The organism is Blastococcus sp. CT_GayMR16 (assembly GCF_004570875.1).
GTDB lineage: Bacteria > Actinomycetota > Actinomycetes > Mycobacteriales > Geodermatophilaceae > Blastococcus_B.
Genome location: NZ_SPQK01000028.1, coordinates 1 through 21,986, shown reverse-complemented (window position 1 = coordinate 21,986; position 21,986 = coordinate 1). Strand labels below are relative to the sequence as shown.

33 protein-coding genes are annotated in these 21,986 nt (G+C 71.5%); 1 reads left to right on the top strand and 32 read right to left on the bottom strand.

Translation table 11 applies throughout. The features are described from left to right. Positions 1–6: 6 nt before the first annotated feature. The 32 genes from E4P38_RS21090 to E4P38_RS23075 all read right to left on the bottom strand — a co-directional run bounded on the left by E4P38_RS21090 (position 7) and on the right by E4P38_RS23075 (position 21,386). A complete protein-coding gene (locus E4P38_RS21090) occupies positions 7–375 on the bottom strand; it encodes a capsid cement protein (protein WP_135133956.1) in 369 nt (122 codons plus the stop codon). Continuing rightward, positions 368–1,738, bottom strand: coding sequence for a head maturation protease, ClpP-related (locus tag E4P38_RS21085; RefSeq protein ID WP_135133955.1), 1,371 nt, complete (start codon positions 1,736–1,738; stop codon positions 368–370). The genes E4P38_RS21090 and E4P38_RS21085 overlap by 8 nt, the downstream gene beginning before the upstream one ends. Next, the gene (locus E4P38_RS21080; protein ID WP_135133954.1) at positions 1,735–3,066 is read right to left on the bottom strand and encodes a hypothetical protein; all 1,332 of its coding nucleotides are present in this window, start codon (positions 3,064–3,066) and stop codon (positions 1,735–1,737) included. Before E4P38_RS21080 ends, E4P38_RS21085 begins: the two co-directional genes overlap by 4 nt. Positions 3,067–3,084: 18 nt before the next feature. After that, the gene (locus tag E4P38_RS21075; RefSeq protein WP_135133953.1) at positions 3,085–4,593 is read right to left on the bottom strand and encodes a hypothetical protein; all 1,509 of its coding nucleotides are present in this window, start codon (positions 4,591–4,593) and stop codon (positions 3,085–3,087) included. Between the two features lie 28 nt (positions 4,594–4,621). Next, a complete protein-coding gene (locus E4P38_RS21070; protein WP_135133952.1) occupies positions 4,622–5,092 on the bottom strand; it encodes a hypothetical protein in 471 nt (156 codons plus the stop codon). 428 nt (positions 5,093–5,520) lie between these two features. Continuing rightward, positions 5,521–5,853 (bottom strand): hypothetical protein, encoded by a 333-nt coding sequence (locus tag E4P38_RS21065; RefSeq protein ID WP_135133951.1) that lies wholly within the window; start codon positions 5,851–5,853, stop codon positions 5,521–5,523. A 280-nt stretch (positions 5,854–6,133) separates the two neighbouring features. Next, on the bottom strand, positions 6,134–6,493 hold the full coding sequence (locus tag E4P38_RS21060; RefSeq protein WP_135133950.1) for a hypothetical protein: 360 nt from the start codon (positions 6,491–6,493) through the stop codon (positions 6,134–6,136). Continuing rightward, positions 6,490–7,434 carry a DNA adenine methylase gene (locus E4P38_RS21055; RefSeq protein ID WP_135133949.1) on the bottom strand — a complete coding sequence of 315 codons (945 nt, stop codon included), beginning with the start codon at positions 7,432–7,434 and terminating at the stop codon, positions 6,490–6,492. Before E4P38_RS21055 ends, E4P38_RS21060 begins: the two co-directional genes overlap by 4 nt. Further along, positions 7,392–8,750, bottom strand: coding sequence for a hypothetical protein (locus E4P38_RS21050; RefSeq protein ID WP_135133948.1), 1,359 nt, complete (start codon positions 8,748–8,750; stop codon positions 7,392–7,394). Before E4P38_RS21050 ends, E4P38_RS21055 begins: the two co-directional genes overlap by 43 nt. A 108-nt stretch (positions 8,751–8,858) precedes the next feature. Continuing rightward, positions 8,859–9,434, bottom strand: coding sequence for a helix-turn-helix domain-containing protein (locus tag E4P38_RS21045; RefSeq protein WP_135133947.1), 576 nt, complete (start codon positions 9,432–9,434; stop codon positions 8,859–8,861). Positions 9,435–9,535: 101 nt separating this feature from the next. After that, positions 9,536–9,742 carry a hypothetical protein gene (locus E4P38_RS21040; RefSeq protein ID WP_135133946.1) on the bottom strand — a complete coding sequence of 69 codons (207 nt, stop codon included), beginning with the start codon at positions 9,740–9,742 and terminating at the stop codon, positions 9,536–9,538. A 110-nt stretch (positions 9,743–9,852) separates the two neighbouring features. Continuing rightward, positions 9,853–11,097, bottom strand: a complete 1,245-nt coding sequence (locus E4P38_RS21035; protein ID WP_135133945.1) for a hypothetical protein — start codon at positions 11,095–11,097, stop codon at positions 9,853–9,855. Next, positions 11,094–11,375: a DUF3263 domain-containing protein gene (locus tag E4P38_RS21030; RefSeq protein ID WP_135133944.1), complete on the bottom strand. Its 282-nt coding sequence runs from the start codon at positions 11,373–11,375 to the stop codon at positions 11,094–11,096. The genes E4P38_RS21035 and E4P38_RS21030 overlap by 4 nt, the downstream gene beginning before the upstream one ends. Then, positions 11,372–11,695: a hypothetical protein gene (locus tag E4P38_RS21025; protein ID WP_135133943.1), complete on the bottom strand. Its 324-nt coding sequence runs from the start codon at positions 11,693–11,695 to the stop codon at positions 11,372–11,374. Before E4P38_RS21025 ends, E4P38_RS21030 begins: the two co-directional genes overlap by 4 nt. Then, a complete protein-coding gene (locus E4P38_RS21020) occupies positions 11,692–12,183 on the bottom strand; it encodes a hypothetical protein (protein ID WP_135133942.1) in 492 nt (163 codons plus the stop codon). Before E4P38_RS21020 ends, E4P38_RS21025 begins: the two co-directional genes overlap by 4 nt. 4 nt (positions 12,184–12,187) lie before the next feature. Then, positions 12,188–12,571 carry a hypothetical protein gene (locus tag E4P38_RS21015; protein WP_135133941.1) on the bottom strand — a complete coding sequence of 128 codons (384 nt, stop codon included), beginning with the start codon at positions 12,569–12,571 and terminating at the stop codon, positions 12,188–12,190. Further along, positions 12,568–12,927, bottom strand: a complete 360-nt coding sequence (locus E4P38_RS21010; protein WP_135133940.1) for a VRR-NUC domain-containing protein — start codon at positions 12,925–12,927, stop codon at positions 12,568–12,570. Before E4P38_RS21010 ends, E4P38_RS21015 begins: the two co-directional genes overlap by 4 nt. Then, positions 12,920–13,612 carry a J domain-containing protein gene (locus E4P38_RS21005; RefSeq protein ID WP_135133939.1) on the bottom strand — a complete coding sequence of 231 codons (693 nt, stop codon included), beginning with the start codon at positions 13,610–13,612 and terminating at the stop codon, positions 12,920–12,922. The genes E4P38_RS21010 and E4P38_RS21005 overlap by 8 nt, the downstream gene beginning before the upstream one ends. Positions 13,613–13,928: 316 nt before the next feature. Then, complete coding sequence (locus E4P38_RS21000; protein ID WP_135133938.1) at positions 13,929–14,252, bottom strand: hypothetical protein; 324 nt, start codon at positions 14,250–14,252, stop codon at positions 13,929–13,931. Next, entirely contained in the window at positions 14,249–14,779 is a 531-nt protein-coding gene (locus E4P38_RS20995) for a hypothetical protein (RefSeq protein ID WP_135133937.1), read from the bottom strand. The genes E4P38_RS21000 and E4P38_RS20995 overlap by 4 nt, the downstream gene beginning before the upstream one ends. 14 nt (positions 14,780–14,793) lie before the next feature. Further along, positions 14,794–15,624: a hypothetical protein gene (locus tag E4P38_RS20990; RefSeq protein WP_135133936.1), complete on the bottom strand. Its 831-nt coding sequence runs from the start codon at positions 15,622–15,624 to the stop codon at positions 14,794–14,796. Beyond that, complete coding sequence (locus E4P38_RS20985; RefSeq protein WP_135133935.1) at positions 15,624–15,911, bottom strand: hypothetical protein; 288 nt, start codon at positions 15,909–15,911, stop codon at positions 15,624–15,626. The genes E4P38_RS20990 and E4P38_RS20985 overlap by 1 nt, the downstream gene beginning before the upstream one ends. After that, the gene (locus tag E4P38_RS20980) at positions 15,908–16,174 is read right to left on the bottom strand and encodes a hypothetical protein (RefSeq protein ID WP_135133934.1); all 267 of its coding nucleotides are present in this window, start codon (positions 16,172–16,174) and stop codon (positions 15,908–15,910) included. The genes E4P38_RS20985 and E4P38_RS20980 overlap by 4 nt, the downstream gene beginning before the upstream one ends. Before the next feature lie 83 nt (positions 16,175–16,257). Further along, the gene (locus E4P38_RS20975; RefSeq protein ID WP_135133933.1) at positions 16,258–16,512 is read right to left on the bottom strand and encodes a hypothetical protein; all 255 of its coding nucleotides are present in this window, start codon (positions 16,510–16,512) and stop codon (positions 16,258–16,260) included. Then, entirely contained in the window at positions 16,509–16,790 is a 282-nt protein-coding gene (locus E4P38_RS20970; RefSeq protein WP_135133932.1) for a helix-turn-helix transcriptional regulator, read from the bottom strand. Before E4P38_RS20970 ends, E4P38_RS20975 begins: the two co-directional genes overlap by 4 nt. A 169-nt stretch (positions 16,791–16,959) precedes the next feature. Then, on the bottom strand, positions 16,960–17,412 hold the full coding sequence (locus E4P38_RS20965) for a hypothetical protein (protein WP_135133931.1): 453 nt from the start codon (positions 17,410–17,412) through the stop codon (positions 16,960–16,962). Between the two features lie 755 nt (positions 17,413–18,167). Then, entirely contained in the window at positions 18,168–18,629 is a 462-nt protein-coding gene (locus E4P38_RS20960) for a hypothetical protein (RefSeq protein WP_135133930.1), read from the bottom strand. Then, positions 18,593–18,997 (bottom strand): hypothetical protein, encoded by a 405-nt coding sequence (locus E4P38_RS20955; RefSeq protein ID WP_135133929.1) that lies wholly within the window; start codon positions 18,995–18,997, stop codon positions 18,593–18,595. Before E4P38_RS20955 ends, E4P38_RS20960 begins: the two co-directional genes overlap by 37 nt. Further along, positions 18,994–19,335 carry a hypothetical protein gene (locus E4P38_RS20950; protein WP_135133928.1) on the bottom strand — a complete coding sequence of 114 codons (342 nt, stop codon included), beginning with the start codon at positions 19,333–19,335 and terminating at the stop codon, positions 18,994–18,996. Before E4P38_RS20950 ends, E4P38_RS20955 begins: the two co-directional genes overlap by 4 nt. After that, positions 19,332–20,744, bottom strand: a complete 1,413-nt coding sequence (locus E4P38_RS20945; RefSeq protein ID WP_167760656.1) for a ParB/RepB/Spo0J family partition protein — start codon at positions 20,742–20,744, stop codon at positions 19,332–19,334. The genes E4P38_RS20950 and E4P38_RS20945 overlap by 4 nt, the downstream gene beginning before the upstream one ends. Positions 20,745–20,856: 112 nt before the next feature. After that, positions 20,857–21,096 carry a hypothetical protein gene (locus tag E4P38_RS20940; RefSeq protein ID WP_135133926.1) on the bottom strand — a complete coding sequence of 80 codons (240 nt, stop codon included), beginning with the start codon at positions 21,094–21,096 and terminating at the stop codon, positions 20,857–20,859. Between the two features lie 149 nt (positions 21,097–21,245). Further along, on the bottom strand, positions 21,246–21,386 hold the full coding sequence (locus tag E4P38_RS23075; RefSeq protein ID WP_167760655.1) for a hypothetical protein: 141 nt from the start codon (positions 21,384–21,386) through the stop codon (positions 21,246–21,248). A gap of 346 nt (positions 21,387–21,732) precedes the next feature. Between E4P38_RS23075 and E4P38_RS20935 the strand changes: the two genes are divergently transcribed. Beyond that, positions 21,733–21,986, top strand: a 254-nt coding sequence (locus E4P38_RS20935; RefSeq protein ID WP_167760654.1) for a helix-turn-helix domain-containing protein, incomplete at its 3' end; no start/stop codon positions are given.

Below are 21,986 nucleotides of genomic sequence, written 5' to 3'. Positions count from 1 at the left end.
GGCTCCTCAGCGGCTCATGCGGACGGCGACGACGGACGAGGCGCCGGCGGCGGCCTCGAGGGTGATGCCGACGTACCGCTCGTAGGGGTCGGTGCCGGGGACCCAGGTGGTGATCTGGCCGGCGGCGGCGCACTTGACCAGCGCGCCCACGGCGAGCGCGCCGGCAGCGACGAGCCGCTGGACGCCGTCGGAGTAGACGCCGAGCGGCTGACCGGCGGCGGTGTCCTTCGACGCCACACCGATCCAGGTGATGGAGTCCGCGGCCGCCACCGCCGCGGCCGCGGTGACCAGCTGGCCGCCGATGATCGCGCCGGCCGCCAGGGTCGGCAGCGTGTACGCCTCACCCGGCTTGAACTTCGGCAGGTAGTCAGGCATGAAGGGCTCCCTTCTGGAGGCCGGCCTGGGCGGCCAGCTGGTCGAGCGCGTCGTCGGACTCGTCGGTGGCGGCGTCGGGGCCGCCGCCGGCGTGGCCGATCTCGCCGTTGACCGGGATCAGGCCAGGGGCGAGGGCGGCCAGGTTGGCCTCGGCGTTCGGGTCGGTGGCCAGCGCGCGCAGCCAGTCCTCGCGGCTCTTCTTCGAGGCGCTGATCCGGCCGGTGGTGACCGCGTCGGTGACGAGCCGTTCCCGGCGGTCGGCCATCTGCTGCTCGCGGGCCTCACGGCCGGCGGCGGCGTCGGCCTGCAGGCTCGCCAGCGCCTCCTTGTCGACGGTGACGATGTTCTCGGGCAGCTCGGCCGGCTTCTCGGCGCGCTTCTCGAGCGCGTCGATGGCAGCCAGGGCAGTGGCCTCGTCAGCGTCGTCGGCGATGCCGAGCCGCTGGCGGAGCCCCTCGGGCAGGTCGGGCATGAGAGCCCCTTCCTCTGGGTTGGACCCGCCAGCGGACGCGGCGGGGGACGGTGAGCCAGGCCCGCGGCCTGGCATGGGGGGTGCCGGCGCCTCGGCGCGGCTGGCGTGCGCGTAGAGCTCGCGGAGGGTGTCGGTGTGCCGCTCGGCGTCGCTGAGGGAGTCCCAGAGGTCCCAGTAGTCGAAGCTCGAGCTGCCGGGGACGATCTGCTCGCCGCTGGCGGTGCCCTTGTCGTCGTCGGTGGCGACCCGGTCCGCGAGCCCGGCGGTGACCGCTTCCTCGCCCGTGTACCAGGCCTCCGCGACCATGACGGCGCGCCACTCGGCGGCAGTGCCGCCGGCCTTCGCGGCGTAGGTACCGGCGATCGCGTTGCTGGTGCCGTCCAGCATCGCCGCGGCTTTGCGCATGGTGTCGGCGTCGCCCCAGGCGTACGCGGACGCGTCGTGGATCATCATGGCGCTGCCGACGCCCATGATCACCTCGTCGCCGGCCATCGCGATGACGCTGCAGGCGCTGGCCGCGATGCCGTCGACCCACACCGTGACGTCGGCGCGGTGCGCGCGCAGCACGTTGGCGATCGCCACACCCTCGAACGCGTCGCCACCGGGGGAGTTGAGATGCAGGTTGATGTGGTCGACGTCGAGGCCGGCGACGTCGCGGACGAAGTCCTCGGCCGTGACGCCACCCCAGCCGCCGATCCGGTCGTAGACGTAGACGTCCGCGGTCGACCGGGTGTCCGCGTCTTCGCCGGGCGGCTGCTCGCCGACGACCTCGTTGCGAGGCCGCTCGATGTGGAACCACTCCGAGCCGGGCCGCTGCAGATCGGCGGCCGGGCGGGGGCCTGGACGAGCTGGACGGATGTCGGCTAGGGGCCAGTGGGCGATACGGGTCACGCGTCCTCCTGCTCAGAGTTGAACGGCTGGCGCGGTGCCGCGGCCGGCAGGTCGAGCCGCTCGCGCACGTAGGCCTCGAGCGCTGGGTCGTTGCGGATCGCGCCGGCGTCGATGAGCACCTTCAGTGCCGAGGCGAGCGCGGCGCCGGTCTTGCCGACGGTGTCGACGACGATCCGGGGGGCACGCTCTTCGGGGCCCCAGTTCCAGTCGACGATGTCCTCGACGACGTGCTGGGTGCCGACGTCGGCGACGGATCCGGCCAGCCGGTCCAGCGACATGATCAGAACGTCGAAGAAGGTGGTTCCCAGCGCCCAGGATCCGGTCCCGGCGGCCTGGCCGAGGTTGAGGAGGTGAGCGAGGCCGGCCTTGGCGATCAGCTCGTCCTGGTAGCGGACGAACTTGTCGTGGTCGGGCAGGGTGCCGGTGACCCCGACCAGGCGCATGGCGCCCTTGTTGGGGAAGGCCCCGCCGGCACGGTTGCCCGCGCGCAGGTCGCTGGCCATCTTGCGGCCGGCGGAGAGGTCGGCCTCCCCGGGCGCTCCCTCGTAGAAGGGGATGCCCATGCCGTTGCGGTCGAGCATCTGCGACCAGCCGCGCAGCGCCCCGTCCTTGAGCAGCCAGTGCTTGTACATCGCCCGGAACATCGACTGTCCGCGCCAGTCGGCCTGGCGCCGGTGGGAGTACATGACCAGCCGGCTGACCGGGATCGGCGGAACGCCGACGCCGCTGAGAGCGCCCATCAGCGGTTGCTGCTCGATGGAAACCAGCCCCCCGTCGGGGGCGGTGTTGATGGCGGTGAGCGTCTTCGGCCACCGGGGTGCCAGCTTCCTCAGCCGCGCCATGCCGTTCTCGTCGATGCGTGCGACCTGCTCGAAGGGCATGTGCCCGTAGGCCACCTTCAGCAACGCCCACTCGAGGTGCTGCGCCCAGGAGAACCGGTCCCGGGTCCGGGGTCGGTCAGGCTGGGCGTCCGTGCCCTTGATAGGCAGGTTGACGTCGTCGGCGACCAGCTGGACGACCTCGTCGCGTGCCCCGTTGGGATCCAGGCGCCAGGAGGCGGCCATGACCGGTCCGGTGATCGCCTGGTAGACGCTGAGCACCTGGGCGTCCTTCAGCATCCGGTCGTAGACGCCGATCGACAGCGGCCACTGCAGCTCGGGGACCTGCTCGTCGGCGAGGTCCTGCCAGAACGTCCCGACGCCGGCGTTGCCGATCTCCCGCAGTGGGAGTGCGGTGGCCGGAGACCCGGGAGTGGTCTCGGCGGTCGGTGCGGTCGTCGTGTGCCGGCGCTGGCCCGCGACGGTCCGGATTCGCTGGGGGGAGGTCACCCGCACCTCCTCTCAGGTTCACCACTGCGCGCTGCCGGCATCGACCTGCTCGAGCACGCCGCCGAACCCACCGGTGCCTGCCGGTGTGTGGACGTCGTCGAGCGGCAGGGCTTTCGCCGGGGGCGGCTCGGGCGGGGATGCGGCGACGGTCAGCAGCCCGATGCGGGCCAGGGACAGGGACACCAGCGGTGCAGGCGGCGCGCCGCTGGCCCCGCGGTCGAAGAAGCGGAGGTCGCCGGTCGACCGCCACGTCGCCTGCTCGGCGGCCGCGTCGACGTCGGGCATCGGCTGCGCAGGAAACCGCAGCTGACCGCTGACGATGTCGCGGACCAGGCCTTCGTCGGCCCGCGAGCGGTCACCAGGGGTGAGCACCTGTGGTTCGAGGCCCTTGGCGCGGATGTCGGGGATCAGCGAGCTGGCCTTGCCCTTGCCGTCGATCACCAGGGTTGCCGGGTCGACCTTGTCCACGACCTGCAGCAGCCTGGCGACTGCGGCGGTCGCGGGCCCGGACCAGACGAGCTCGCCGTGCATCTTCCCGTCGGCCCGCCAGCCGACGGCGCACAGCGTGGCTATGTCCCGCGGCGACACCTCGAGGCCCAGAGCCACCGGGCCGACCGTGACCGCGGCTCCGAACACTGATGCCGGGTCGCGCCGGTCCTTCCAGACCTCGAAGTCGATGGCCGGGTCACCGTGCCCCTTCGGGTCCGGATCTGGCCAGTAGTCACCGGCGGCGAGGCCTTCGACGAGGAACTCACGCTCGCCGGACTCGACCAGGTCGTTCTGCAGCTGGCCCAGGTCGAAGAGGTAGCCGAGGCTCGGGTTGCCCAGCGGCCAGTACGTCTCCTCGGTGAGGCGGGGGTCGCCGAGCAGCTTGCGGCCCTGCTCCTCGGCCGCCTCCTGCAGCTCCTTGAGCGTGGGGACGGAGAACTCGACCCAGCCGACGCCGCGGGCGCCGGCCAGCGCCCGCTTCCGCAGCCGGGCGAGCACCAGGCTGTGCTTGTGCTTCTCCTCATCCGGCGGCGTCGACACGTAGATCGTCTGCGCGCGGCGTCCGGTCCGGCGCGCCGCGGTGCGCAGCGTGTAGCGCAGCACCGACAGCTCGGTGTCGGTGAGCTCGAGGGCCTCGTCAAGGATGAGCAGGTCGCCGAACAGGCCTCGCCCAGCGGTCGCCGACCGGGTGAAGAAGAAGATCTCCGACCCGTCCTTGAGGGTGATCGTGCGGATGTCGTTGCCGTAGGTGATGCCGCGCTCGTCGCCGTACTTCAGCCGGGCCTTCAGGTCCGGGTGCGACAGGAAGATGTCGGCGACCCGCTTGTGGGCGTCCCGAGCGGTCTTCGCGGTGTGCGCGGTCCAGATGATCCGCTTCTCGCCGAACTGGGGGAGCGTCACGCCTGCGATGACGCGCAGCTCGAGGACGCCGCCCTTCCCGTTCTGCCTCGAGACGATGAGGGCGAACGCAGCCGCGGCGAACTGGTCCTCGAAGGTGGTCGCGCACATGTCGAGGATCGAGCCCTCTTGCCAGGGCATGAGGTCGACGACGGCGCGGCCGAGACGGTCAGCCAGCCGAAGAGCGGCCTGCCCCAAACGGAAGGACGTTGCTGCCTCCGGGAGCACCCGGATCCGGGGTGCCTGCGGCGCCGCCGGGTGGCTCGTCGGCTGCATCGTCAACGGCGTCCCCCTTCGCGGGAGCCTTCGCCGCGAGCGCCTCTCGGAAGGCGACCATGGTCATGCGGAGCTCGCGGTTCAAGGTCGACTTCTCCCGGGCCGACTCCGTCCAGTCCTGCGTCTGGGCCATGTCGATCGCCTGCATGCCGATCGTGCCGAGCGGTCCCGCCAGGGTCGCGGACCAGCCGGCGGCCCGGAGCTCGGCCCGCACCCGGCGCTCGACCGGCCCTTGCCGCTTGGGTGCCATCAGGGCGCCCCGGCTTGGTGGTAACGCACTCTGGGAAAAAAAATCCTGACTGAAGGCCCGGGGGTCAGGAACGCAGACGCCCAGTTTTTTGGGGGATCGCAAGGGATCGGGCACCTAGGAGGACCTAGAACCAGTCGCGCGTCCACCATTGCGGGCGGCCTCCTATGAGGGACTGGCGCGTGCCGTCACCGCGTGAGCGGTTGCAGGTGGCGAGCAGCAGGCGGTCAGCCCTGCGTCCGCCCTGGGAGCGCGCGGTCGTGTGGTCAGCCTCAAGCGGCATGCCGTCCGGGTTCAGCGCCGCGACCCTGTACATGGGGAGGCCGCGGCCGTGCGGCCGGCACACACAGCGAGGCCCGCAGTCGTCGAGGTCGAGGCACGGGCACGGCGAGCCATCGACGAGACCGGCCATGAGCCGTTCCCGGTCCTGCTGGTGTGACCAGCCCAGGTTGCGCTCGGTCGTCGTCCTGCGAGGGGGCACCGCACCTCCCGCCTCGCGTGGTGGTGGTCCGCGCAAGCCTCAACCGAGCGCGGACCACGACCGGTCAGCGACGGATCACTTCGCCGCCCGGCGATGCCGAGACGATGAGGCGCAGTTCGCCGATCTGCTCGAGGGTCGCATCGGCGTCGACGTAGACGACGTCGGCGGCGACGCCGCGCAAGCCACCCCCGCGGATGGTGTGGAAGGTGATGCGCCCGCCGTAGGGGTGCTCGATCCGCTCCTCGCCGTGCGCGCGGCGAACCTTCTCCCCCGCCACCGCACGGGCCTCGCACTCGTCGAGGCAGCGCCGGGCGAGGGGGCCACTCTCAGCTACGACCACGACGCGCTTGCTGGCGCGCATGTCGGCCAGGACCCCGTCGACGACGTACCGATTCACCGGTGCCCACCTCTCGCTGAGCGCCGCCCGCCGAGCTCGCACCCCGAGACCGTCGAGCCGCTCACAGCTCCGACCGTCGCGAGGGCGGTCGACCAGGGCGGGTCGAGACGGATGGGTTGAGGAGGGGCGTGGGCGGACGGCGCGGCCCAGAGACGACCGAACGCCCCGGGGATGGAGCCTGTGGCTCAGACCGGGGCGTTCGGTAGGGACAGTTGTCCCGCTCGCACTTCATCCTGACACAACGTCACAACGGACGTACAGACAGCCTCATCTTCGCAGGTCAGGCGGGGTGTGCGACTCGCTCGTCGTGCAGCGCGGCCTTGATGTCGCCGGCGAACTCCTCCGGTGAAAGCTGAGCAGCTCGGACGGTGAGCCCATGCAGCTGCTCGACTGCCTCGTCGAGCTCCGGATCGGTTAGGTGGTCGACCGGCATCCGCAGCTGTCCAAGGTGGGCGCGCACGACGATGTGCAGCACCAGCCGGCAGCCGCGTTCGCCGACGCAGCCGGTCGTTGGCGGCTCCCAGTGGCCGACCGCGTTGAGGCTGCAGCGGCACTCGCTGGTGTCCCGGGCGAGCGCGGCGGCATACCCCTCGACAGCAGTGATGAACGGCTGCAGCTGCCTCAGGTCCGCCGCTCTCACGGGGTCGCGGTGGCTCGAGCAGCATCGACAGCGTGCATCGAGATGCCTGCCGGCAGATCGTCTGGGATGCCGAGATCGTCGGAGTAGAACATGACCTCCGAGCCAGCCTGCCGCTCGTGGGCGCTGTATGAGAGCCGGTACCGGATCGAGCGGGCAGCGCCGTACATCTGGATGATCTCGGGGGCCGCGTCGTAGGAGACGACCCACGGGTGTTCGAGGGCGAGCACCGCCGTGGCGACTGCCTGGTGGTCCTCGGCTGCATAGAAGTTGTCGTAGAGGCCCTCTCCCTTCACGAAGTAGGGAGGGTCGAGATAGAAGAAGACGTCGTCGGCGCTGGTCACCCCCTGCTCGAGTAGTGCGGCGGCGTCGAGGTGCGTCAACGTGATGCGGTCCCGGTGGCGGCCGATCTTCCGGATGCGCTTGACGAGCTCGGTCGTGTTGTAGCGAGCGTCTAGCTTCCAGGCGCCGGTCTGCTGCTGCCCGCCGATCACTCCGCCGGCGATGATGCCCGAGCGGTTCGTCCGGTTCAGGAAGAAGACAGCGAACGCAAGGTCCAGAGGATCAGCGGCGCCCGCTCGGTAGACGTCACGTTGTCGGCGCCACTCATCCATCGTGACCTGGGTCGTTTCGATGCGGCGGCAGAGCTCGCCGGTCTGGTGCAGGGCCGCGTGCCAGAAGGCGTGCACCCCGGCGTTCAGGTCGTTGATGTGGATATGGCCGACGTAGTCCTCGTACAGCAGGCTGAGCGCGACGCTGGCCCCACCCGCGTACGGCTCGACGTAGTCGATGCCCAGCAGGTCGTTCTCCATCAGGAGGACCTTGAAGTAGTTGGCGACCTTGCCTTTGCCGCCCGGGTACCGAAGCGGAGAGTGGTATCGGCCGGCGCTTCCGCCGGGCACTACGCCCAGACCTTTTCGAGGAAGGGCTGGAGCTCGTCCCATGCCGTCTGGAGCTCGGTCGGTCGCGGGTGCACGTATGGATTGTGGACGAAAGCGTGGAAGGTGGCCACCGACGCGGCGATGGTGTGTCGCCCGTCGGCGATGCGGGTGATCGCGCGCCGGAGGTCCTCAGGGATCTTGTTGGCGGCGTAGAGGTGTTCGGAGGTTGCCTTCAAGCGTGCGGCGAGGACGGTGTTGTGCCTCTTCGTCTCGTCCATCAGGCCGTGGTGGTCGATGTAGTGGTCGACGGAGAGCTCCACGAATACGCGCAGGAGCACGCTGGCAGCGTTCGGGAACGTCGTGACATCGAGGGTGCTCAGCTCGGTGAATACCGCATTGATCCGCGGAGGGGCCGGGTTGATCCGACAGTCCGACGGCACGAGGGTTACGCGCGCGGTCGCTGGCTTCGGACGGGCCTTCGGTGCACGGGGCTTCGCCGCGCGCGGCTTCGAGCCTGTCACCGGCAGTTCCTCGAAGGGCAAGGCGCCGGCGAGCTTCGTCGCGGGATCAGGCAGATCGTCGGCTGAGAACCGCTCGAGGTAGCCGAGCTGCTGCTCCTTGTCGAAGACGTCCCCCACCTTGATCGCCTGATTGCGGAGGTCCTCGACGATCCTGCGCAGGCCCCTCGCCACCTCCTGCTGCGGGAACTGGGCGAGCAGACGTCCCTTCTCCAGGGTCAGCCCAAGTCGCTCCCGGACAGCGGGAGTCTTGAGGATGCGTGTCACGGTCGTGACCGCGACCCGGCGGGCGCCCTCGGGGGGTGGGCCGTCGAGTTCGCGGAGGAAGTCAAGGGCCTGACCGCCGAGCGTGCGGTTGCGGCCGCCATGACGAGCGTCGTATCGGTCCTTCTCGTCGGAGTTCCACTCGACGAGGCCGACGCCCGAGTTCTGACCCGTGTGACGGATCTTGACCCAGTGCCGGGCGTCCTCTTCCGAGTCGAACAGGACGCAGGTCACGTTCTCGATCGGGTCACTGTGAAACCGCTCGGACAGCTTGGCCAACTGTCGGCGGTCAGGTTCGCTGAGCGCGCTCAGGACGATCGACGGGGTCTCGAGCGCTTTCAACGCCAGCGTTCGGCGATTGCCCTCGACCACCTTGTAGCGGCGACTCCTGCCGTCGGTGGCGACCACGGCAGGCAGTGCGAGCGGGTCGAGGCCGAAGTCGACGATGTCCTTGGCGAGCTCGATGAGCTTGTGACCCTGCTGCTTGGTCAGCTCAACCACGGTGTCCCGCTGGGATTCCTCGGGGTCTTCGAGTCGCGGGTTGCCTTCGTCGAGCAGCAGCTTGGACAAGGGCACCACTTCGATGGTGTGGCCCACCTGGTCTCCCCCCGTCGCAGAAGGAACGGAACGTAGCAGACTCGCAAGCCTTGATCCCGGGGTGCGATGGTCGCCAGTCCGCCTTACGGGGAGCAACGCCCCACGGCCTCACGGATAGCTTGTGACCTCGACGCCAGCCGTCCGCATAGCGGCGTTGACCTTCTCCTGCTGCCGCCGATGTGTGGCCAGAACCGCTCGCGACTTCTCGCCGTCCGCCAGCAGAGCTGCCTCGACGCGCTGGCGGCGGTCGGCGACCTCGGCGACGCGGGCGGTCACAGCCGGTCGCGGCACGACCCAGGTGTCGCCGACCTTCACCGCGTCCAGCTGTCCAGCGTTGACCAGCTGCAACGCTCGCTGCCGGGAGATCCCGAGCTCGTCGGCGGTCTGGGTCACCGACAGCAGTTCGGGGACCGGGGTTGCGTTGATGCGCTGATGGAAGTCGTCGGTGGGCAGCACCTCGAGCGCGTAGACCTGATGGCCGGTGGCCAGGACGATCGACATCGCGGTGATGGTGGCCTGCCGCAGGTCGGCGGCTGGCACGGTGAGGATGAGCTCGACGCGGCCGCCGTGGACGGCGCGGGCGACGACGCCGGAGTAGGGCTCGACGACGTCCATGAGGACGTCGACGGCGGCCTCGTCGAAGTCTCGCGAGTCGAGCTCGATCCGCGCGTTGTAGTCGGTCATCGGTGGGACCTCCCTGGTGTTCTGGGTGGGAGAGCGGGGAACATGGAGCCGGGTCCCGGGACCGGGGGCACTTCATCTGCCCCCGGCCCCGGTTCTCTCCGCTAGCTAGGCCAGCGGAACCCGGCGCGCCTCAGCGGCGCCAGGGCGTTATCCAGACCGCTACCGGCCTTGAAGCGGCTCGGGAGCGACGCGATCCAGTCCCCGTCACGGTTCACCACTTCCAGGCGACCGTTCTTGGTCTCGACCACGTCGAACCCTTGCTCACCGAGGGCCTTGACGATCTGGCGAACGACCTTGTCCATGTTCACCCCCTCTCCTCTTTCGTCCGACTCTTTGCCGGACAAGAGGAACACTACCCGTCGCCTTGCTATACAGCAAGTACCCGAACGGGTGAGCGTGTCGCGTGTTCGACCGACGTTCACCCCGCCTCCGAGCGACGGCGGTTGACCGTGTTCTCGATCGCGGCAGGCAGCCCTGGACCGAGCGCCACTGGGCCAGCAGACCCCGCCTTCGAGCGCTTCAGTAGCTCCCGCTGCCGTGCCACCCGCGCCTTCTTCGAGCGCTCGCGCTGGAGGCGTTCGGCCTTCGCCCGGCGGGCCGTCTCGGCGACCATGCTGGCGGTGAGCAGCGCGACGACGTCGCCCACCCGGTACAGGGCCTGCCCGCAGTCCTGGCAGCTGGCGTGCCGTCCGGTCTCCACCCACTCCGGGACCCGGTGGGCCGCGCAGGCCCGGCCGTAGTCGATCAGCTTCCCGCGGTGCCTCCACTGGTAGATGCGGTTGACCGAGAGCCGATGGTCGTCGTCGAGGCGGGTCAGAGACGCCGCGATGGTCGCCGCGGTGCCGAGTTCGTCATGGGCGCCGGCGAGCAGCCACGCGCGCCGGTCGGCGACGGACCAGGTGGTGTCGCACGCCGGGCAGGTGACGAAGGAGGCCTCTCGGTCGACGTACAGCGGCTCCTGGCAGGTGTGCTCCTCGGGGAGCTCGGCGCCGCACTGGCCGACGGCGATCTGGTCGGGCTGCCGGTCGATCACCTCGCGGACCCGGGCGACGGCGTTCTCGATGGCCAGCTTCAGCTGAGGCGCAGCCTCGTCGCCGCGGACGACGTCGACGTGCTGGGCTAGGTAGCCGGCCAGTGCGCCGACGTCGGCTCGCTCGAGCTCGCGCTGCAGCCGTCTCCACTGCTGCATCCGCTGGTCGATCGCGGCGGTCTCTGCCGCGCATGAGGGGCAGTCGGCCCCGACGGGGTCGCGGTGCGAACACACCGGTCTGGTCAGCTCGGCGACCGGCCGTCCTCGGCCGTGCAGCCAGAGCGCCCACGGCCTGAGCATGTTGGTGAGCACGGCCCGGAGCTCGGCGGCCCGCGGGTTGAAGGGGACCGGCTTCTCGGCGCCGCCGTCGGCGTTGCTGATCCGGGCCTGCCGTGCCGCGGTCGTCGTGAGGTCCTCGGCCAGGCCGCCGACCATCACTGCTGACGGGGTGTCCCACCGGGTGGTCGTGCCGCGGCCCGCCGACCCGAGCGCGTAGGACGGAAGCATCTGCTTGCCCGGGGCGAGCTCGACCAGGTCGTCGCGCAGCTGCCGCGCGCACGTCCGGCAGAGGTACCCGTCCCGGACGGTGGCGCCGCAGCCGCAGATGCTGGACGTGTTGCTCGAGTCGTTCAAGGACGGGTCCCCCGGTCGGAAGCGGTACGCGTCCCAGCTCGGAACATGCCCTGACGGCGCTCGCGGATGCGCTGCAGGCGGGAGCAGAGGACGGGGTCGGCCGCCTGGGCGGCCGAGTGGTCGATGAGCACGTTGAGACGCTGGTAGTAGCGGGTGGGCTCCAGTCCGAGCTGGTCGCGGATCTGGACCTCCTTGGCGCCGGCGTGCCGCCACCACTGCCGCTCGAAGCGCAGGATGGCGACGTCGACGTCGCCAAGCGCGGCCGCAGCCTCGCTCATCGGCGCCTTCTTCGCGATCGGCGCGGCTTGTCGGTCGGCGCCATCGCGACCACCACCACCGCCCCAGGGTTGACGCGCACGAAGTCGATCACCCGCGGGTCGTGGATGTCGATCTGCTCGAGCGCGCGCAAGCCCTCCTCGCCGTCCCAGATCGCCCACTGGATCGGGCCGGCCCGGAGGCGTCCCGTCTGCTGCACCACGAAGTCGTGCGACTCGCGCTGCGCTTCCTGCTGGTCCCCGGGCGTGCGCGCGACCGCCACCCCGAGCGCGACATCTCCGTCACCGGCATGACCGGACCAGACCTGCAGCTTGCCGCTCACCGCGGCCGCACCTGGTTGACCGCTGCCCATCCGGCACACAGCTCGGCCGGGCGCCCGTCGGCCTGCCATGCCCGGGCGCCCCGCACGTAGGGCCGGTAGTCCGAGCCGGTGATGTCCGGGACGACGGCGTCGCCGAGCGCCGGGTGCTTGTAGCTGGTGGCCCGCGGCATCCCGGTGTGGCACTGGAACTGCTGGTCGCGCGTGTAGTACGGCAGGTCTCCGGCGAGCTCGGTGCGCTCGCGGGAGCCGGCCCGGTAGGCGCAGTCCCCGCACATGCGCCGGCGGACCAGCTGCGGACCTTCCTGGACGTCGCGGGTCGGGACGACGTCGAGCAGCCCTTCCCAGCAGGTGCACTCCTCGCCGTCGGAGTGCAGCGACGCCTCGCAGCATGGGACGACGGGATCAGGGGCGGGCATGTTCGACGGGCCCGACAGCTGGTGGAGGCTGGCCGGGTCCGGCTGGCCGCAGACACGGATCGTGATAGTCATGGGGTCATCTCCGGGTGGTGGGGGCGCGGAAGCGGAAGGTCTGGCCCTCGAACTCGCGTTCGATGAGGGCCTGATGTCCGGCGTCGATGACCTCGCCGGCCGGCGTGGTGGCCGGGTCGGCGGCGGGGATGGTGTCGGTGGCTGGCTCGTCGACGTCCTGCCCGAACGCCTCGGTGAGCCAGCGCTCGATCGCGGTGATGCGCGCTCGCTCTGCGGCGAGTTCCCGGTCGTGGCGGCGGCGCTGTGCTGCGAGGGCCACGATCTGCTGCTGTCGGGTCTGCTGGTGCCGCTTCTCGCCGCGGCGCATCTCGTACCAGGTGAAGGCGAGCGCGAAGAAGTACAGGACGACGAGGGCGACGAAGCCGGCTTCCTGGTTGCTGCTGCTCACAGGTACCGCTCGACGGGATAGCAGGTGACGACGGTTCGGGACGGTGCGGTGCCCGGGGTCAGGGCGCGGTTGATCTGGCCGTTCGTGAGGTCGATGGGCCGCCATACGTGGACGGTGATGCCGGCGACGGCGAACGCGGCGATCCAGACCTTCTGGTCTCCGGAGAGGCGGCCGCGCGCGGCCTTCAGCTCGGCGATGACGATCTCGCCGGTGCGGGGGTGCAGCAGGAACAGGTCCGGCCAGCCGGGGTTGTTGCGGCGGCTGTCGTAGTCGTGGAAGAACAGCCAGCCGCGCAGCTCGGCCAGCTCGAGGATGGCGTCCTGCAGCTGCGCCTCGGACATCCGGTACTCAGCCATGGGCGGCCGGCCCGTTTTCGGCGTCGAGGAGCTGGCGAGCGTCCTGGAGCTGCTGGAAGAGGACGGCGTCGCCGCCGTTGTCCGGGTGCAGCCGCTTCGCGGCCCGGCGGTACAGCCCCAGCCGGGTGGTGGCGTCGACGAGCATCGCGCCTGTACCCGGGTCGATCGAGTCGGCCTGGTCGATGATGAACCGCGCGGCCTGTTCGACGGTCATCGCCGCGGGCATGGCGATCGCGCTTTCGCCGGCGGGCAGGGCCTTCCAGCCGGCGTACTGCTCGCCTCGCTTCGTGATCCCGTAGCGGTCGACCTTGCGCAGCGCCTCCAGCCCGAGGGCGATGGCCCGGACGTTGTGCTGCCAGTCCTGCTGCATCCCGTCGCGACGCCAGGAGGGCCGGACGTAGCGGTCGGTGGCGTACTGCAGAGGCCCGTGTCGGGAGTCGAACGCGACCCGGACGGCGGGAGAGGTGGCGCGTGCGTCGGCGCGCAGCATCCCGTCGACGCGGATCGCCCGCTCGGCGACGTCGACCTCGAGCACGACGTGCTCGGCGGCGAGCTCGGCCAGCTCCCGCTCGAGGAGGTCGATGGTGTCCGACCAGCCGGCCGTGAACGGGCTGTTCTCGTGCTGGCCGGTGAAGACCTGGCGGTCGCTGATCGGCCGGACGGTGTACCACGCCTCGGAGGTCACGCCGACTCGGCCCCTGCAGCGCTTACCGACGAGGCGCGGGTGGAACGGCTTGGTGCAGCGGTAGCAGCCGACGCCGGTGACCGTGATGGATTCGGCGTCGAGGATGACCGGCTCGTTGCCTGCGCCGTGCAGGGCGGCGGCGGCCTGCGGGGTGATGCGGTGGGCGACGGCGACGATCCAGACGTGCTCCTCGGCCTTTCTCGGCGTAGGCGACAGTCGGCGTCGAACCGGTCGCCGGCACGCTCCAGCCTGTCGCCGTCGACGTGCTGCGTGATGCCGAGGCCGGTGAGCCTCGGGCCGATGGGGCCGGCGGCGGTCATCCGGCCTGCCCTTCCTCGTAGGCGGCTGCCATCTCCAGGGCCACGGCGAACTCGGGTCGGTGCATGGACCAGGTGTGGCCGTCACCGCCGGTCCTGGCCGCTCGCTCGGCAGTGCGGGCGTTCATGGCCTCGATGCCGGCTGCGTCGTCGGCGGCCAGCTCCATGAGCCGGACGAGGGCGAAGCAGAACCGCACGGTCGGGTTAGATGCGTCTTCGCCGTCCATGTCCGCGCGCATCGCTGCGACCGCGGCCCGGATCCGCACGATCTGGTCTCCGGGCGCGGGCGCCGTCGTCGTCGGGTCTTCCGGCCGGCTCGTCACGAGAGCCGCCCGGCCGCGTAGTCGGCGGCCACGGAGCGCAGCGCGTCGGCCTGGGTCATGCCGGTGCGGATCCGCCGTCGGATGGCCTCCTGCGCGGCGCGGGTGCGCCGGCTCTGTGGGACGTTCTCGAGCCAGACGGCCCAGGCCTCCGCGGCGTCGGTGGCGATCGCCTTGATGCGGCGCAGCAGCCGGCGGGCGTGCACCTCGTCGTTGTCCCGCTCGAGCTCGCGGCGGGTCTGGTCGATGTCGGCCTGGGTCGGGGCACTGTCGAAGGTCGGCGGCGGCAGGTGCACCTCGATGCTGGGGTTGGCGGTGCTCAGCGCGCGGACGAGTGCATGCACAGCGGCGGGGTCCGCGGCCATCGCCGCGGGGGTGACCGTCACCGATGGGCAGGCCAGAGCGCGGATGTAGTCGGGGTTGTGGTCGATCAGGAGCCAGCGCGAGGGCCGGCGGGGCTGGGGGGCGGTGGCAGACCTCGCGTCGGCGAGGTCCGCGGCGATCACGGCCGGGTTGGCGTCTGTCGGCATGTCTGGCTCCTGGGTCATCGGGCGGATGCGCGCTGGGGGACGACGGACAGCTGCGGGCGGGGCATGGGTCCGACGACCAGGTCGGGATGGCAGTCCGGGCAGCGGCGGATCCCGAGGCCGGGGACCTCGACGGTGCGGTCGTAGGGGCTGCAGGCGCCGCAGTGGGCGATGGCGGCCCGGCGGGTCCGGAGGTCCTCGACGGCTGCGAGCTCGGCGGCCGCGGTGTCCGCCGGGGTGACCCGGCCGGTTCGGCGGGTGGTGCCGCAGCCGCGGCAGTTCGGGTGGGGCTGGCCGTCGGGATCGCAGTGCGCCCCCCGCTCGGCGGGGGGTTGGGGGGTGTTCTGAGGGTTAAGTCGCTTAGGAAGGGGTCCGGTAGCTGCCGGACCCTGTACTGGACCCTCTTCCGGACCCTCTATTGGACCCTCGACGTCGGATCGAGGGTCCGTCTGGCCGGACCCTGCGGTGTCGGGGAGAGGGTCCGCTGTGTCGGACCCTGCGGTGTCGAGGTCCTCGGTCTGCTCCTCGTCGGCGTTGTCGGTCGGCGGGGTGTAGCCGGGCACGGGGCCGTGGAGGGGGCAGCAGCCGCCGGGGAAGACGACGAACTCGGCCTGGCGGCCGATGCGGCCGGCGGCGTGCCGGACGAGGTAGCCCTCGTCGACGAGCTCGGCGATGACGGCGAGCGCGCGGGACCGCTTCAGCCCCGACCAATCCATGATCGCGTCGAGCCCGACGCGGCCGATCCTCGACAGCTTGTCCGCGTCGTCGGCGATGCACATCAGCACGAGCTTCTTGGCCGCCTGCATGTCGACGAGGTGGGCGGCCTGGTCCATGTAGTGGCCGGCCATCAGGCAGACCTCCGGTCGCGGGCTTCCCGGCCGTGGGCGATCCGGCAGGAGCGGCACGGCGGTGTGCCGTCGTAGCGGTGCTGGTAGTAGCCGCGGTCGCTGCCGTGCTCGCGCGGCCGGTAGTGGCGCCGGCGCGTCAGCTCGCGGCGTTGCTCTCGCTGCACGCACAGGGCGGACGCGCAGAGCAGAGCGATTGACGGGTCCTGGACGCCGGCGGCGAACAGGCGGACGACCTCCTGGGCCTCTGCGCGGCTGAGCGACGCGTGCGGCGGCGTGGGGGTCCTCACCGGACGTCCTTGGGCAGGGGCATCGCCGCGGACAGCAGCAGGCTCCCGGGACGGTTCATGGTCTTCACCCGGTCCGGGTGGGTGTCGGCCCAGACGCGGGACGCGGCGTCGTAGGGCTGCAGCCACCAGGAGCCCTTCTCGGGGTGCTTGTCGACGACCATCCACACACCGGGGGCGCCGTGGTGGTCGAGGGTCTTCGGGTCGCGCAGGACGCGGACGGCGGAGCCCGGGCGGGGCTTCCAGCCGGTGAGGGACATGGGCATCGGGGCGGCTCCGGGGTCTCGCGGTTGCTGGGTCGGGGAAGGACGACAGGGGGCGCGGGTCAGGCGGCCACCCGGGGGCGATCTCAGGGAGGGCCGGGGACCGGGACCGGCGGGGGGTTGTCCAGGAACCACTGGCCGGCCGCGTTCTCCACCTGATCCCGGCCCGGCCCGGTCTGCCCACCGCGGCGGTGCACGACCAGCGATCGACGGATCTCGCGGGGCAGGCGCTTCCAGCAGTCGTCGCAGGCGAAGTGGTGGTTGGGCACCATGCGGGCGCACGCACCCGGGCAGCGGTGATGCGTCGGCGTGGGACGCCGGTGCCGGCGAGGGCTGGTCATGTCTCCGGCTCAGCGGCGGTCAGCTTGAGCCGAAGCCCCACGGCGGCTGCGTAGCCGATGAGCGCCTCGACGGACATGCCGTCACCTCGCTCCATGTTCGTGACCTGGGTGCGGGTGACGCCGATGGCGTCGGCGACCTGCTGCTGGGTGAGGCCGCGATCCTCGCGCGCCTGGCGCAGCGTCTCGACGAGCTGAACGCGGGCGTCGGCTACGAGTCGGTCGGCGATGGTCCGTGCGGTGGCCAGGTGTGCCAGGGCGTCGGTGAGCTCGCTGCTCATCGCGGGTTGCCCAGGTCGGCGCGGGCCCGTTGCACGTCCTCAGTCAGCTGGTCACGGGAGGCCGGGTCGCTACCCGCGACTCCGTGCACGAGCAGCTGCAGAAACGGGCTCAGCGGTCGGTTGTCGGGGTGGCATGCCTGACAGGTCCGGTCGTCGCACTGGTCGTCGCTCATCGGTCGTTCACGGTGCCGAGGAAGCTCGTACGCCGGTCGGTGTCGGTCGCTTCGACGGTGGTGAGCAGGTACGGGTCCCAGCCCGGCCCGTGGTTGGGCGCGTAGGGCTTGTCGCCGCCGACCGTGAAGAACTCCATGCACTCGTGCCGCTCGACGTCGGCGAACCGTTCGAACAGCCAGCGGAGCCACGACTGGCGGTTGTAGGTGGCGGCCGGGACGGCGAAGAGGTGCCGGACCCGCATCGGCTGGTGCGGGGGGTAGGAGTTGACCGTGTCCGTGATGATCGACAGCGTCAGCCCGCGGGACTCGCCGGCGTGCGTCGAGGCAGGGTCGCGCACCTCGTCGGCGAGGTAGACGACCCACCCCTCCCGGTAGGTGCACTGCTCGACCAGCTGCTGCAGGTCGACGGGGAACGGCGCGGTCTGCGTCATGCTCGCTGGCTCGGTCATGCCGTCAGCAGCGCGGAGCAGAGACTGTCGATCGCGCGCGCGGCCCGCTCGGCCTTCGCCCGGATCCGGGGATCTCGATGGGCGAGGCCGCGGGCGAGCAGGTCCGGTCCCGGATCGAGCGGGGGGGGGGTCTGCAGGTGGCGGTTCGATCCCCACCTCCAGCAGGTCGGCAGGAACCTGCGCACCGTGCGTCGGGCAGGGCGCCGGGTACACGACGAGACCGAGGTCGCAGCAGGTGGGCACGGTCGCGGCTGCTGGAGCGGCCGGCGCCGCAGGAGTCGGAGACGGCGTTTTCTTCCGTGCGTCACGCTGGCGGCCGCCGGTGGCGGGGGGCTCGGCCGGTGCATCCGACGCGCCGGGCCCCCCACCCTTTCCGGAGGAGGAACGGGACGGGCTTACCTGCGGTGGCGCATCACTCACGCCCTGGGCGTCGGGCCCCGCGTACCCATGACCGGACCCCGAAGGGTCCGGTGCCGTACCTGCAGCGGCGGGAGCCGTAGCCTCCGTCGCTGTCCTTTCAGTGGGGGTCTTCGCGACGCCGTCCTCGAGCGTCCATCCGTCCGGCCGGGGGCCCTCGCGGCCACCCTCGACCCAGTCGACGTCGTCCTCGGTCCACCAGCCGGTGCGCTGGCCGATCTCGACCACCTGGTCGGCGGTCTTCGTCCGCAGTCGGTTCGCGATCGCGGCGTGGACGTTGACCGGGGCGGCGACGTCGGCGGCCGCCTGCTCGTCGGTGAGCCGGACGGTGGCACTGGTCATGACGGGAGGTCCTCTCCGCGGCGGGCAGCGCGCAGCTGCTCGGGTTCGGTGACATCGGGGGTGGCCGCCGCGGCGGCACGACGGGACTCGCGGACGGCGCGCTTGGCGTCCCGCTCGGCGACCAGTGGTGGGCAGGTCGCGAAGTGCGGGATGCCGCGGTGCTCGAAGCCGAGCAGCGGCCGCTCGGCGGTGATGACGCGGACGCACAGCCGGCGCAGATGGTTGCGCCAGACCGCGAGGTTCGCGGCCGCGTCGTCCCGGTCGGCCTCGTCGGGGTCGACCGGCATCTTCTTGTTCGCCTCGGTCCACGCCCAGCGGATCGGGAGACCGCAGCGCTCGCAGAAGTCGTCCTCGCTGGTGGGGTGCCACACCTTCCGGGGTCCGCCGTACGGGCGGGCGGTGTGACCGTGGCGGCCGCGGGTCATGACCATCGGCGGGTGGCGAGGGTCTGCGGCCACAGCTGGAAGCAGCAGGCCACGAGCAGCACCCCGGGCGGGCCCGCCTCGACGTAGGCGCCCAGCGCCGTCTCGACGTCGACGTCGGGGACGACGCCGGCCACCATGTTCGACGTGAGCAGCATCAGCGCCTGGTCGTCCTCGGTGGTGTAGCGGACGACGACAGGTCCCCGGCGGGTGAGCCCAGTCGCCCTCTCCAAGACGTTGCTCAGGTAGTGGCCGGCGGCCAGCAGGCGGTCGGGGGTCTCGACGACCGACAGCACGGTGGCGACGGGGAGCGGGCGTCCGCGGGCGGGGCGAGCCACCGCGCGCAGCGGGTAGGGGTGCGTCGTCTGCAGCTGGGGCCAGCCGGGCTGCACATCGGCGGTCACGGCCGGACCACCCTGTCGGCGATCTCCTCGGCGGTCAGTGCCTCGAGCTCGAGGACGACGGGGCGGTAGCGCTGGTCTGGGTTGATCGGCGCCACGGTGGCGTTGCGGAGCTCGATCGACTCCAGCACCCGGGCCCGGATCCAGACCAGGCGGCCGTCAGCGCACTCGAAGCTGACGAGCCCGGAAGCGTCGCCGATCCCCGCGACCGCGTGGGTCACCGCATCGTGCAGGGCCTCGCCTTCCGCGGGGGGTAGGAGCGGTGACCACCACACCCGCTGGGCGGAGCTCAGGTAGACCACGCGCGCCGCGCTGACGTCGGCCGGGGTCGGCGCCGTCACGGCTTGGCCTTCGCGGCGGCGTCGAGGATCCGCTTCTCGATGTCGGCCAGCGTGTAGCCCTGGGTGGTCAGGAACGTCAACCAGGTGGCCATCTCCCGCTGCCGGATGTCGAGCTTCCGGTGGACGTCCTTGGTGATGGTCAGCTCGATCGCCGCGGCGACGTGGGCGAGCAGCTGCAGCGGCAGCCGGGCATCGGTGACCCCCTCGCCGCTGGTCAGCGTCGGCTCGCCCTCGGCGCCGGTCTTCCACGGCGGCTGCAGGCCGAGCTCTGCGCGGATCTTGGCGGCGTCGTCGGGCTGGTAGGAGTCCAGCCAGCCGCGGAGGTCCCCGCGGAAGGTGGTGACTGCCTCGACGGCGAAGCGGAGGACGTCCTTCTCGCCGCGACGCCGCTCCAGGAGCACAGTGCGGATCCATTGCCGGCGGGTGGCGTTGGCCGCGGCCATCGCCTTGTTGTCCTCGATGAGCTGGCGGCGCTCGTCCGCGGCCGCCTTCTTGCCCTCGGCGGTCGTCGGCTTCGAGGGGCCGACCGCCCACGCGTCGACGTGGCCGTACTTCGCGAAGTCGGTGCACACCTCGCGCACCCGCGGCCCGTTCCAGTCCTCGACCACGCAGACCGCCGAGCCCGGGCAGGATGCGTGCGACTCGTCGGTCAGGCTCTTCCCGTCGTGCTCGAGCGCTCCGAGCGACCGGTTCTTCGCGCCCTGCATGTGGACCTTGTCGACGAGCGTTCGGCCGGCCGCCTGCAGCTCGGCCACCTTCGCCAGGTACAGCTCGCGGGCCTTCCGGTCCTGCTGGGCGCGCGTGGCGGCGTGGGCGAAGTTCCCGGCGCCGTGCTCGGCCGCCTCCACCAGCCGAGTGGTCGTCTCCGTGTCGTCGGCGTAGAGCGCGACGACGGCGGCCTGCTCGAGGTCCAGGCCGCCGGCGGCGACCGCGGCCGCGGTGGGCTCGTCGAGCCGGGCGACACCGGCGGCCAGCTTGATGCGCTTGGGGTCGAGGCCGGTGGACTTCGCGACCTTCGCGATGGTGACGCCGAGGTCGAGCATCTCCTGGACACCGCGGGCCACCTCGACGGAGGTGAGGTTCTGCCGGTGCACGTTCTCGGCGAGCATCGTGGCGACGTGCTCGGCGGCGCCGGCCCGGTCGTCGGCGGCGTGCACCATGTCGGCGCGGGCGATGGCCGGCACCAGCTCGAGCTCGGCGGCGATCGCCGCGGCGGTGCGGCGGTGGCCGGCGACGATCTGGTGGCCACCGTCGCCGAGCGGGACGACGGTCAGCGGCTCGATGACGCCCTTGGTGCGGATCGAGTCGGTCAGGCTGGTGATGTCGCCGATCTCCGAGCGCACGTTGAGCGGGTGCTGGGCCAGCGCGCGCGGGTCCAGCCACAGCAGCTGGTAGTCCTGCGTCGTCACCGGACGCCGTCCGCGCGCTTGTCGGCGAGGCGGATCCCCTTGCCGAGGAGGATCCCGACGCCGGCGGCGACGACCGTCCACGCGATCGAGCCGGCCACGATCAGCAGGGCGATCACCGGGCCACCGCCGGTGAGGGGGCCAGGGCGCGCAGCAGGATGCGGGGGATGCCGGCGGTGGCCGGCTCGATGTCGGGCACCGCCGGTCGGCCCGCGGCGATCGCCACAGGGACGCGCGTGGCCATCTGAGCGGCGACGCGACCGGGGTGGTCGCGGTGGTAGTCGGCGATCAGCCGCTGCGGGCGCAGGCCGTGCGCGCGCAGACGGTGGCTGGTGGTGTTGACGTGGCGCTTCATCTGGGAGACTCCTTCGAGTTGGAGCCCTCTCGCGCGGTGCTGACTGGCGGTGTGCGGGAGGGCTTCGGCGCGTGCGGTGGAAGCCCGGTGCTGGCCGAACGGGGGACGGCCAGCACCGGGGGATCAAGGGCCCTGGCTCGGCCTGGTGGTCATGCCACGCCCGCCGCCGGTCGGCGGGTGGCGCTGGTGGACGCGCCGGTGAGGTCGTCAACGGAGACCTGCAGAAACTCCGCCGCGACGGCGAGCTCGTCGGCGGAGAAGGGCACGAGTCCGCGGACGCGCTTGCTCACGCGGTGCTCGTCGACGCCCATGGCGGCGGCCAAATCGCGGCGGGTCCGGCGCTGGCGTCCGAGCTCGGCACGGACGTTTGCTGCCGCGGCTCGGGTAGCCATTTTGTCTGGGCTAGTCGAATTCGCTGGCATGGGCGGAAGTTAGCCCAGAAGTGTGACGGTCGTCCAGGCAGCCCTAGCTGCTGCGGCGTGTCGCGGTGCGCGTTCGGCGTGTCACGAACCGACTGCTAGGCAGGCCCAAGTCCTATGAGCTAGTTTTCGCCCTATGGGACTTCTTCAAGGGCGGCGCGCTATGCCGAGCCGCGCGCAACGGACGTACGCGGGCCAGGCCGCCGAGAACCTTCGCGTGCTGATCCGCAGCCACGGGATCACCAACCGCGAGCTGGCGGACGCCTGCGGGCGGAGTGAGTTCTGGGTCGGGAAGAGGATCAACGGTCACGTGCCGCTCGACCTGGACGACCTCGAGCTGCTCGCCAGGACGCTCGGGGTCGAGCCGGCCGAGCTGCTGCCACGCGAATGGGTGGCGCCATCCCCCGATCCGACGAACGGCGGTGACGCTGTGTGGGCCCCGCGAGGATCGAACTCGCAACCCGCGGATTA